Annotated in this window: 13 protein-coding genes; 8 read left to right on the forward strand and 5 right to left on the reverse strand. The window is 39.3% G+C overall.

The features are described from left to right. Positions 1-44: 44 nt before the first annotated feature. Positions 45-1,178 carry a CO2 hydration protein gene (locus tag ACM0OT_RS19505; protein WP_414566057.1) on the forward strand — a complete coding sequence of 378 codons (1,134 nt, stop codon included), beginning with the start codon at positions 45-47 and terminating at the stop codon, positions 1,176-1,178. Here the strand turns inward: ACM0OT_RS19505 and ACM0OT_RS19510 are convergent. The 4 genes from ACM0OT_RS19510 to ACM0OT_RS19525 all read right to left on the reverse strand — a co-directional run bounded on the left by ACM0OT_RS19510 (position 1,152) and on the right by ACM0OT_RS19525 (position 4,474). Then, positions 1,152-1,286, reverse strand: coding sequence for a hypothetical protein (locus ACM0OT_RS19510; RefSeq protein WP_414566058.1), 135 nt, complete (start codon positions 1,284-1,286; stop codon positions 1,152-1,154). The genes ACM0OT_RS19505 and ACM0OT_RS19510 overlap by 27 nt on opposite strands. Next, positions 1,270-1,644, reverse strand: a complete 375-nt coding sequence (locus tag ACM0OT_RS19515) for a hypothetical protein (protein ID WP_414566059.1) — start codon at positions 1,642-1,644, stop codon at positions 1,270-1,272. The genes ACM0OT_RS19510 and ACM0OT_RS19515 overlap by 17 nt, the downstream gene beginning before the upstream one ends. A 351-nt stretch (positions 1,645-1,995) precedes the next feature. Continuing rightward, positions 1,996-3,492 carry a pentapeptide repeat-containing protein gene (locus tag ACM0OT_RS19520; RefSeq protein WP_414566060.1) on the reverse strand — a complete coding sequence of 499 codons (1,497 nt, stop codon included), beginning with the start codon at positions 3,490-3,492 and terminating at the stop codon, positions 1,996-1,998. 214 nt (positions 3,493-3,706) lie between these two features. Then, the gene (locus tag ACM0OT_RS19525; protein WP_414566061.1) at positions 3,707-4,474 is read right to left on the reverse strand and encodes a pentapeptide repeat-containing protein; all 768 of its coding nucleotides are present in this window, start codon (positions 4,472-4,474) and stop codon (positions 3,707-3,709) included. 234 nt (positions 4,475-4,708) lie between these two features. Here ACM0OT_RS19525 and ACM0OT_RS19530 point away from each other — a divergent pair, with 234 nt between their 5' ends. The 6 genes from ACM0OT_RS19530 to ACM0OT_RS19555 all read left to right on the forward strand — a co-directional run bounded on the left by ACM0OT_RS19530 (position 4,709) and on the right by ACM0OT_RS19555 (position 9,754). Continuing rightward, positions 4,709-5,923 (forward strand): FAD-dependent oxidoreductase, encoded by a 1,215-nt coding sequence (locus ACM0OT_RS19530; RefSeq protein ID WP_414566062.1) that lies wholly within the window; start codon positions 4,709-4,711, stop codon positions 5,921-5,923. Between the two features lie 49 nt (positions 5,924-5,972). Continuing rightward, entirely contained in the window at positions 5,973-6,653 is a 681-nt protein-coding gene (locus ACM0OT_RS19535; RefSeq protein ID WP_414566063.1) for an SAM-dependent methyltransferase, read from the forward strand. 165 nt (positions 6,654-6,818) lie between these two features. Then, positions 6,819-7,466 (forward strand): histidine phosphatase family protein, encoded by a 648-nt coding sequence (locus ACM0OT_RS19540; protein WP_414566064.1) that lies wholly within the window; start codon positions 6,819-6,821, stop codon positions 7,464-7,466. A gap of 85 nt (positions 7,467-7,551) precedes the next feature. Then, the gene (locus tag ACM0OT_RS19545) at positions 7,552-8,574 is read left to right on the forward strand and encodes a glucokinase (RefSeq protein WP_414566065.1); all 1,023 of its coding nucleotides are present in this window, start codon (positions 7,552-7,554) and stop codon (positions 8,572-8,574) included. Between the two features lie 93 nt (positions 8,575-8,667). Continuing rightward, positions 8,668-9,066 (forward strand): tyrosine-type recombinase/integrase, encoded by a 399-nt coding sequence (locus ACM0OT_RS19550; protein WP_414566066.1) that lies wholly within the window; start codon positions 8,668-8,670, stop codon positions 9,064-9,066. Between the two features lie 85 nt (positions 9,067-9,151). Then, positions 9,152-9,754: a hypothetical protein gene (locus tag ACM0OT_RS19555; RefSeq protein WP_414566067.1), complete on the forward strand. Its 603-nt coding sequence runs from the start codon at positions 9,152-9,154 to the stop codon at positions 9,752-9,754. Positions 9,755-10,074: 320 nt separating this feature from the next. Here ACM0OT_RS19555 and ACM0OT_RS19560 read toward each other — a convergent pair whose 3' ends face one another. Further along, positions 10,075-10,449: a BON domain-containing protein gene (locus ACM0OT_RS19560; protein WP_414566068.1), complete on the reverse strand. Its 375-nt coding sequence runs from the start codon at positions 10,447-10,449 to the stop codon at positions 10,075-10,077. Positions 10,450-10,729: 280 nt separating this feature from the next. On the opposite strand from ACM0OT_RS19560, the gene ilvN reads away from it, so the two are divergent. Beyond that, a complete protein-coding gene (gene ilvN, locus ACM0OT_RS19565; RefSeq protein ID WP_414546064.1) occupies positions 10,730-11,248 on the forward strand; it encodes an acetolactate synthase small subunit in 519 nt (172 codons plus the stop codon). The last annotated feature ends 214 nt before the right edge of the window (positions 11,249-11,462 follow it).

Here is an 11,462-nt window from a genome sequence, read left to right on the forward strand (position 1 = left end):
AATCAATACCCAATCCCAATACCTATAATTTTTGGAGATGTCTAATGGTAACTATGAAGAAAAAAAAACCTGCTAATCACCCTTTAGCTGAATATATTGACAGACTGCTGAATGGTGGTGCATTACTTCCTGATAATCCAGATAACGTACTGGAAGTAGTTGGCATACTAAAAAGCTATGGAGTAGTTTTAGATGCCTATTCTAAAAATCTTATATATATTGCAGAAAATCAATTTTTAGTATTTTTTCCCTTTTTTAAATACTTTAATGGCGAAATAACATTTCCAAAATTATTACGTCACTGGTGGCATGACAGAATCAATTTTGAATATGCCGAATATTGTATGAAAGCCATGATGTGGCACGGTGGCGGCGGTTTAGATAAATATTTAGATACACCAGAATTTCAAGAAAGAGCGCAAGCGGTTATTAAAGCAAAATTTCCAAATAATCCCATGATGATGGGAATGAATCAGCTATTTCCCGACTTTTTAACGGAAATGTTGCGTGTCTCTGCCTACTACACTGGTTTGGGACAATTTTGGCGGGTAATGGCTGATATGTTCCTGAGTTTATCAGACCGCTACGACAAAGGCGAAATTAAAACTATTCCTCAAGTTGTAGATCATATCAAATTAGCTTTGGTGGCAGATGCTTTAAGGCCTATTACTTATAGTGTCAAAATTAAAGATAAAGTATACGATATTATTCCCAAATCAGTGGGCTTGACCTTCCTGGCCGATACAGCAGTACCTTATGTAGAGGCAGTATTCTTTCGCGGAACCCCTTTTCACGGTACAGTTTCATACAATGCCCAAGCATATCAAATTTCCCCAGACCAAGCCCGATTTCAGTATGGCGCACTTTATGCAGATCCTTTGCCTATAGGTGGTGCAGGTATTCCTCCTACCTTGTTAATGCAAGATATGCGTCATTATCTGCCAGATTATTTACATAATGTTTATCGTCGTAGTCTTCGGGGTGAAGATGATTTGCGAGTCCAAATTTGCGTAAGTTTCCAAAAATCTATGTTTTGTGTGACTACAGCAGCGATTTTAGGACTGATGCCTTATCCTATAGACACTCAAGATCAATCTGAAAAAACTGCTAATCGGGTCTATTTACAAAAGTGGATGGATAGGTTGGAAACTTCAAGATTGCAAGAAGTGAATCAATAGCTGAATTTCTCCACAGTTCCACACCGAATAAAAAAGCAAAGGCGATCGCATGGTCAGGCGATCGCTTACACTTTTGCCACAGCCATGATATTTATGCACTGGACGCATCTTCTCCAGAAGCAATTTCATCTATATTGACCATCCAGGGAATACCTTGATTAATGGGAGAACTGATACTAATTTTCGCTTGGTTAGCGAATAGTTTTAACTTGTCGGCTAAATAAGGAACAGTTGTCATAATTCGCTGATAAGTATTAATGTCATGGCACACCATAACTAACATCAGAATGCCACTATTAACTTTGAAATACCAGTGACAACTAGATAATAAAGTCCTTACCCGGCGTTTGCAAGTTAAGAAAAAGCATTTTTTTGTTGCTTCTTCTAGTTGACTCAGCCAGACTCCACTAATTTGCATTGTTTTTTGGGATGGCAAATCATCAGCCGAAAAAGATGGTTGATACATAGGATTTCTTGATTATTCAAAAGAGTAAGAAATTGATGTAGACTGAATTATGTGGTAAATAATCGCGGAAATTTAATTAAGTCCATCAGTTACATCAGACTAAACAAAATGCTAATCTAACTTCCATTCACTCCTTTATAGACTTTATATAATCAGTAGTGAATCCCTTGTCAGTTTCCTTAGATTTCTTTATGAATTAATCAATAAAAGTTTATAGTTATTAAATTCTCTTATAACTAGCTTAAAGAGCATTGTTAATAGAGTATTTCTCACTAAAGTGAGGTACGAGTAAAGAAATAATTGTAAAAACTGGTAAAATGCACCCAAAGAGTTGATTAATAATACATCCCATTATCCAGATTGTCGCCAATCGATGGGAGTTTCTAAATAATCAGGTAGACGAGTTGTGCGATCGCCTAACGCCATCTTAATTTGTTGTAATTCTACATTTTTTGCCCCTGTCAAAATCGCACCTTCTAGTTTGACATCACAAAAGTTAGCATCACACAGGTTAGCCCCCATCAGGTTAGTTCCAGAAAAATTAGCTTGATAGAGATTAGCCCGATGTAAATCTGACCCCATAAGGTTGGCTTTATCTAAGTCAGCTTCAGCAAAACTAGCTTCAGTGAGATTGGCAAAAAAGATTTCTGTTTGTTGAAGTTTAGCAGCATTCAAGTTAGCCCCAGAAAGGTTGGCTCCATTAAGGTTTGCGCCTTGGAGGTTAGCCCCAATTAAACCTGCAAGTTGCAAATTAGCTTTACCAAGTTTTGTCCACTGCAAGTTAGCTAAAAACAATTTGGCTCCAGAGAGATTAGCAACTTTTAATGTTGCTTGTTGCAAATTGGCTTTATAAAGGTTGGCCCCACAGAGGTTAGCTGCACGCAGACTTGCACCTAAAAGATTAGCTCCTCGGAGATTTGCGCTAGAGAGGTTGGCTCGATTTAAATTTGCCCAACATAAGTTGGCTCGATTCAAATTTGCTTTTAGCAAGTTGGCTTCATAAAGAATACAGCCAGCCAAGTTAGCACCATCGAGGTTAGCCCCACACAAAAATGAGGCCCGCAAGTCGGCTCCACACAAATTAGAGCCACGCAGGTCAGCTTTTTCTAAGTTAGCACCCAACAAATCAGCTCGCCGGATGTCTGTATTCCGTAAATCTAGCTTTTGATTGCCCTCTTCTATTAAGGAATTACGCCTACCAATGACAGTCAAAGCAGCTTGAATATCCCGCCGAATTTTGGGTAATGCTTTACGGGTGTCCGATTCTAACTTTTGTTTACGATACACCCCACTTTTGGGCCTATCTAAATTTCTAGGCTGTAGGTATTCCAGTCTTTGTTGCTCATCCTCAGGTTGAATAGGAGCATTTTCTCGCACAAAAGCCGTCAGGATTTCCATAATTGTCCAATGTTCTTTGGGAAAATCCTGGGCGACTCTTTCTAAGATATAAATTGCACCTGTTCGGGTTTCAATCTTGTCATGACCTAACTGGGTAATAGCTCCCATAAAGCATTCGATCAGCATCTTATCTTGAGTAATTTGGGAATTTTGAATGCTGATTTCATTACTTTTTTCAGCAGCCAGTCTCCATTGAAGAATTTCTGCTGAAGCCTTTTTTTGCAGATTATCCGCACGTTTGGCCGCATAATAGGCATTAATTAATATTGCCAACCCCAAAAAAATTATGGCAGTACTAGTTAATAACTGATTTCTATACTGTATTTGTTGAGCAGTTGTTAATTCCTCAAAATAGGACGAAACAAAGGCAATTAAAGTTAGTGATAGTACAAATACAACTGTTATAGCTATCAACCAACGCCAGAATGTGTCTGTCTTATTAGCAGACATAGCAGTAATATTCCTTACTACACAGAGTTATTACTTAGAAAGTAATAACATAACTATACCATTTAGCTGATAGTTTGAATATCCACCATAATATTTAATTTTTGAATATACATCCCAAGACTTAATTAATACTGCTTTTTTCCATAAAATGGCATCAAATATAACATTACTGATTATTTTGAGATCAATCTTGTCAGTTCGCTTTAAAGGGGCTTTATGCATCAAAACTCCTCACATCAGTTAAAGCCAAATTAGCTTCTCGGAGATTTGCTCCTTGGAGCCTGGTATCCCTGAGATTTGCTCCTTGTAGATTTGCTAGATATAAATTTGTCCCCTGAAGATTAGCACCACAGAGGTTAGCCCCAGCCAGATTCGCTGCACTGAGAATCGCCCCCTGAAGATTAGCACCACAGAGGTTAGCTCCAGCCAGATTCGCTGCACTGAGAACTGCTCCAGACAAATTCACCCCAGTCAAATTAGCTTGGGAGAGATCCACGTGATAGAGATTTGTGAGTTGTAAATTTGCTTGATTGAGATTAACCCCCCGCATATTTGTGTAGCTCAAATCCAGCAGTTCGTTTTCTTGGTCTTGCGTCGTATCTCTTCTACCAATAACCGTCAAAGCACCTTGAATCTCTGGAGAAATTTTTGGTGATAAATTGCTATTACACTCAACTTGATTAATGTAAATAGTATGATTTCTGACAAAATTAGTCAGAATTTCCATAATTTGCCAGCAATATTTGGGGCAAGCTAGAGCAATTTCCTCTAAATCATAAATTATCGCTAGCCTGTTATCTGTTTTTTGATGATTTAGAGCTTCTCTAGCTGCAATTAAGCGCTGGTGCCAATCCGGAAATAGAATATTCACCCTTATTTTTTGGTAAGAATCTATCCCTAGCAAGATTTCTGTTAATGATATTTGATGATTTGTTAACTGATTTTTTACAGAGTGATAAGTATTAATAATTGCGGTCAACATAAATGCCAATAATTATGATTATTTTATTGATATATGTTATTGTCTCTAGATTGAGAAATTTAATCATGAGTAAATATAATGATTTTTCCGTTGTGAAGATAGAAAATATAACCCTTATTTTTATGGAGATAAATTATCCTTTTTGAGTGTTAGTATAATTTCATGCATTAACTCTATACATTCTTGAATAAATAGTTATTTATCTCGTGCCAATCTATAGAAAATAATATACATATGCAACAAAACAAATTGTCTCTCAATAAAGATTTAGTGTTAATTGGTGGCGGACACAGCCATGCCATTGTGTTAAAAATGTGGGGGATGAAACAGATCCCCGGAATACGTGTGACTTTGATTACTCCAACTTTAGACACACCTTACTCGGGGATGTTACCAGGACACATCGCAGGATTGTATAGCCATGATGAGTGTCATATTAATTTACAAAAATTGGCTAAATTTGCTCAAGCACAGTTATATCTTGATAGAGCAGTGGGGCTGGATTTAAAACATCGCAAAGTAATTTGTGCTAATCATTCTGCCGTAGATTTTGATGTTTTATCTATTGACATTGGTAGCACTCCAGCCACAATATCAGTATCAGGTGCCAAAGAATATGCAATTGCTGCCAAACCAGTACCACAACTATTAGAACACTGGTATCAGCTATTAGAGAATTTCGCCAAAAACCAGCAAAAACCTCTGAATATTGCAATTGTAGGAGGTGGTGCTGGTGGGGTGGAATTAGCATTGTCGATGCAATCACATTTACAGCAGATTTTGGTACAAAATCAACAACCAATTCATAACATCAAAATTAATTTATTCCAGCGCCATGATGTACTTTTGCCTAATTATCATCAATCAGTACAACGACAATTTCAGAAAATTTTAAGTAATCGCGGGATCAATTTATATTTAGGAGAAAGTGTATGCCAAATTGCACCGCACAAAAATCTTAATCAAACATTAGCAACATTTGATATTAAAAGTGAATCTGGGTTAGTAGTAGAATGCCATAAAATTTTTTGGGTAACACAAGCATCAGCACCGCAATGGTTAAAAAGTACAGGACTAGGTACTGATGAAGCAGGCTTTATTTTGGTAAATGATGCATTACAATCACAAACCCACCCAGAAGTATTTGCTGCGGGGGACATTGCCACAATGGTTAATCATCCTCGTCCCAAAGCTGGGGTATTTGCTGTTCGCCAAGGTAAACCACTGTTTGAGAACTTGCAAAGGGTTGTATTAGGCAAATCCCTTAAACCCTATAGACCACAGCAACAATATTTAAGTTTAATTGGTACTGGCGATCAACGCGCGATCGCCACCAAAGGAATTTTTACTTCACCACCTCACCCATTAGTCTGGTGCTGGAAAGATTGGATTGACCGTCGTTTTATGGAACAATTTGACAAGGGGCTAGAGGCGCTTAGGCTAGAGTAGTGTATTCCATCAATATACAAAGCATTATCAATGATCAAGGTTTATACTCATGGGTTTTAAATTAGAAAGTGTCATTCCCTGGGGACGTTCCATGCAGGAATACATCCAGATGTTTGATTTAACTCCTGAAGAACTCAACTTAAATATTCTTGATTGTGCTGGCGGCCCTGCTAGTTTTAATGTGGAAATGACACTTCAAGGCTATCAAGTTATTTCCTGTGACCCTGTTTATCAATTCACAGCAGATGAAATTTCTCAACGCATTCAAGATACTTATGAAACAGTTATACAAGGTGTCACAGCTAATAAAGAATGCTATGTTTGGCAGAATATTCCATCACCAAAAATGATGGGTGAAATTCGCATGGCGGCGATGAATAAATTTTTGCAAGATTTTCCCTTGGGGATTAATCAAAGGCGTTATTTAACTGATGAATTACCCGTCTTATCTTTTTCATCAAATCAATTTGATTTAGCTTTGTGTTCCCACTTATTATTTACTTATTCTGAGCAATTATCCGTAGACTTTCACTTAGCATCTATTGTAGAGATGTGCCGAGTTGCTAAAGAAGTACGCATATTTCCCTTATTAACATTATCTGGTGAATTATCTCCCTGGCTACAACCAGTGATGAATGAACTACAACAACGGGGATATTCAGTAAAAATTCAGCAAGTTCCTTATGAATTTCAAAAGCATGGTAATCAAATGTTATGTATCAATAAGTAGTTAGGCAAAATTAAATTCTTTCGTGGAGATAGGGAATAGAGAGCAGATAAATTAAAATATTACAATTCATTACACATTTCGTAATATATTAGATTTGCAACCCCGTTTTTCAGTCTAGATATTCTGATGTAGATGCGAATGTAATTCGCCTAAATAATTGAGCTTATGAATCAAATAGTCTGGATCGCAAGACACGCCAACCGCCTCGATTTCGTAAACCCTGATTGGTTTCTCACCGCAAAACGACGTTACGATCCTCCTCTGTCTGAGGATGGCATGGTGCAGGCCCAGCAGTTAGCTCAACGCTTGCAAACAGAAAAAATTTCTCATATTTTTGCTTCGCCATTTCTGCGAACTGTACAAACTGCCAGCGCCGTTGCCGAAGTTCTCGATCTACCCATTCAACTGGAAACAGGTTTAAGTGAGTGGCTAAATCCCGCTTGGATGTCAGAAGAACCAGAAAGATTGTCAATTCCAGCATTAGCAGAATTATTCCCCAGAATAGATCTTAGCTACACATCAAGAATCGCGGCGCAATATCCGGAAACTCATGAAAAAGTACGAGAACGTTCTGCCCAAACTGCGAGATGTTTAGCTACTGAATGCTATCCCCAGAATATCTTGCTAGTAGCACATGGTGCATCTGTACTAGGGGCAGCAATGGGGCTAGTAGGAGAAATTGCTAAAACAGAGGTGAAGGCTTCTTTATGTTCCCTAGTGAAAGTCGTGCGCCAAGGCCCTGAATGGTTGCTAGAACTAAAGGGAGATACTTCTCATTTGACACAGATCGAGGAAGTGATTCGATTTGCTTAAATCCTTAATTGGGATTTTAAATCATGACTGGTAGCATCCTGGGTTTAAGCTACAGAAAAAGTAATTAATTCTCTAATTAAGTTGTATGACCTTGTTACTAGCAGGAGACATCGGCGGTACGAAAACTATTTTGCGCCTGGTGGAAGCCTCAGATTCACTAGAATTACGTACTCTTTATGAAGAAACTTACCGGAGTGGGGATTTTCCTGATTTAGTACCGTTAGTGCAGCAGTTTTTGGTCAAAGCTAATACACCAGTACCACAAAAAGCTTGTTTTGCGATCGCCGGGCCAGTGGTAAATAATACTGCCAAACTCACAAATTTAGCTTGGTATCTAGATACCCAACGTTTGCAACAAGAATTAGGTATTGAAGCCATTTCCCTAATTAATGACTTTGCAGCTGTAGGTTATGGCATTTTCGGGTTAAGTAAACAAGACTTGCTAACTTTGCAACCTGGCAAACACAAACTCGAAGCGCCTATTGCCATTATTGGTGCTGGTACTGGTTTAGGACAAGGATTTTTAATTAAACAGGGCAACTACTATCAAGTTTTTCCCTCCGAAGGTGGACACGCCGATTTCGCCCCCCGTAGTGAGCTGGAATTTCAGCTATTAAAATACCTGCTGGATAAACATGATATTCAGCGTGTTTCGGTGGAAAGAGTAGTTTCGGGACAGGGAGTTGTAGCCATTTACCAATTTTTACGTGACCGCAAAATAGGCGCGGAATCACCAGAAATTGCTCAAGTAGTCAGAACCTGGGAACAAGAAGCCGGACATGAAAAAAGCGTTGATCCTGGTGCAGCCATAGGTAGAGCAGCTATCCAAGGAAGCGATCGCCTATCGGTACAAACTTTGCAATTATTTGTAGACATTTACGGTGCAGAAGCCGGCAATCTCGCCCTAAAATTCTTACCTTATGGCGGCTTATATATTGCTGGTGGCATTGCGCCCAAAATCTTACCACTGCTGCAAAACGGTAGTTTTCTTTTGAACTTTAGCCAAAAAGGTAGGATGCGTCCCCTACTGGAAGAAATACCCGTATATATTATTCTCAATCAACAAGTGGGATTAATTGGTGCGGCCTTATGCGCTACTAGGTTATAGTCCCCAGTGGATTAATTGCCCACAGTGGAATGTTGAGAGTGTTAATCAAATTCTCTCTATTCGTTGTGCCTACCTCAACGGTTTACTTGCTATTTGAGTCTTTCTGCCAAAACTGAATACTCCCTAACCTGGCGCAATGCTTATGACATTCTCAAACGGGCCTGTGAACAAGCTGGTTTTGCTAGTAAGGGAATTAGTACCCACACCTCACGCCGGAGTTTCATTACTAAGCTGCACCGTAACGGGATTGACCCTTACAAAATCAAGAAAATCACCGGGTATCGGGATTTTAAAGCACTTGAGCGTTACATCGATATTGACCCAATTGAGTCGCGCAGTACGCGGCCACAAAGTAAGATCGGCAAAATCTTAGGCGATTACTTAGATACTCAAAAAGCCTTAGATAGACCAGTTCAATTAGTGCGATCGCGCACATCTGTCAAAGCAGTCAAGCTGCTGTTTAATGAGTTAGTACAAGAATTTTGTAAGTAGGTTAGATTGGATTTTCCAGCTGTTTACTCTGCTAGAGTGAACAGCTGACATCATCAGTAATTCTGCATCTGTGATAGCTAAAATTATGACCTTTAGAGACTTGTTACCACTCATTACCGCCACTATGATTTGTGGTGAATCTGTCCTAGTCGAAGCACGTCAACCCCAACGTCCAGTTTCTGCTGCCAAACCAACTGCTACTCAACCCGTACAGCCACAATGGAAATCTTTCACGCCCCCAGACGGGCGCTTTTCTATTTTGATGCCAGGCCAGCCAGAGAGAAATAGTGAAACCCAAAAAACCTACATGGGGGAAATTAATTTAGAAATGTTTGTTGCCCAACCGCCAAAGCAAGAAGTTGCCTATGTGGTTGTCTATAATGACTTTCCTTACAGTTACGGACAAATGACCAATCCCCAAACAATACTCAATAATGCTAGGGATATGGCCTTAAAAACTACGAAAAGTAACTTAATTAGTCAGCGTGACATTCGTAGTTCCAATGGTCATCCTGGTAAAGAAATTGTGTATGTTAACACAGGCGGTAAAATTACCAGAAGCAGGATGTACGTTGCCGAGGGACGTTTGTATCAAGTAATGGCCATTACAAGTAGAAAACAGCAGCAGACTTTGACTAGAACTATTAACGGATATTTAAATTCCTTCCACGTGGTTTTGAAAAAGTAAAACAGGACTTAGGACTTAGGCAAGCCAAAAGGGTTTGCGTAGCGTACCGGAGGCTCTAGCAATCCCAGAGTTTTAGGTGATTACTTCGCTATTGCTCTTAATGACGTAATTACCTAAATTTTGCGTAATTCCTATAAGATCAAGCATTTCTCATTTTATGAGGTACATCTGGTTGAGGCTAGAGGCTAGAGACTAGGTGTACCTCATCTAAATTAAGAAACTGTTAAATACCCAATAACCTCATTCCACCAAGGCTATCTTTTCTCTAGCAGCAACATCCGATTGTCTTCTGGGATGAAGGATTTGGGTAATTGAAGTACTTAACCCACAGTCACCTGGTTAGTATCCACATTTGTAGCGCCATGAACTGAACGCGCCACAGAAATCATCTTGTTGAGAACTGTTTGACTGGGAACTTGTCCTTTTAGAACCACAGTGCTGCTTGTTTGAGCAACCCAAAGAGTACTAATATCATCCAGTTGTGGATCTTCATCAAAAGCTAATGCTACTCGCTTGGCTAAACCACTTTGGTCGTATTCTCCATTCAATCCTAAACGCTCTGGTGGAATTGATTGCGTAGCAGCAGGTGCAGCACTAGTACTAGTAGTAGAAGCTTGTGGTACTGGCTGCGGTTGAGGATTAACTTGTGCATTTTTGGGTTTGTTTAATCCAAATAGTCTTTTTAACCAACTCATACTAACTTTTCTCCTAGTTTCATGAAATACTCATCACATCTGTAGAATAAAAGCTTTAGAAATAACGCGCATCTGTCGACGAAAAGATATGCACTCACACAGACTTATACTTTCAGTATGATTTGTTCATAACTTTTCTTGAAAGTTTGTAATGAATGCAGGTATTAAGTTTAAAATGGAAACTTAGACCATAATTTAGCAATTTAGAGCAGTACGTGTAAGGCAGTGATTTACTAGTTTTTATATTAGTAACATACTACCTGAGCCTGTTTTGGCGAAGATGAAACATACCCTTTCAGTTCTAGTAGAAGATGAGGCGGGTGTTCTATCCCGCATTTCTAGTTTATTTGCGCGTCGCGGCTTCAATATAGAAAGCCTTGCTGTTGGCCCAGCCGAACAAGGCGGAGTTTCTCGAATTACGATGATTGTACCTGGTGATGATCGCGTGATTGAGCAACTTACCAAGCAACTATACAAATTGGTCAATGTCCTTAAGGTACAGGATATTACCGAAACTCCATGCGTAGAGCGAGAATTGATGCTGCTGAAGGTGAATGCTACTAGTAGCAACCGCTCAGAAGTGGTCGAATTAGCTCAGATTTTTCGGGCACGAGTGGTCGATGTGGCAGAAGATTCTCTTACTCTAGAAGTTGTAGGAGATCCTGGTAAAATGGTCGCGATTGTTCAAGTGTTACAAAAATTTGGTCTAAGGGAAATCGCTCGTACTGGCAAAATTGCCCTCACTCGCGAGTCTGGTGTGAATACTGAGTTACTTAAGTCTTTAGAAGCTAAGGTTTAGTTAAAATATACTTGAAGTCACAAAGATGTTAAGACTCCCACGCTTGTTCATGAACATTCGTGGGATTTTTGCATCAACACACTGCATATAAATTTGCGCCTTATGAGAGAGGGAGTAGCAAAAAAGAAGAGGAAAGCACAAGATAAAGGTAACGGAACCATTCCTGGAGGTCTCCCAATGAATATGGTAGACGGTGCGACCCTGTTGACGACAA

It is taken from the genome of Anabaena sp. CCY 9613, from assembly GCF_963920895.1.
Taxonomy (GTDB): domain Bacteria; phylum Cyanobacteriota; class Cyanobacteriia; order Cyanobacteriales; family Nostocaceae; genus Cyanocohniella.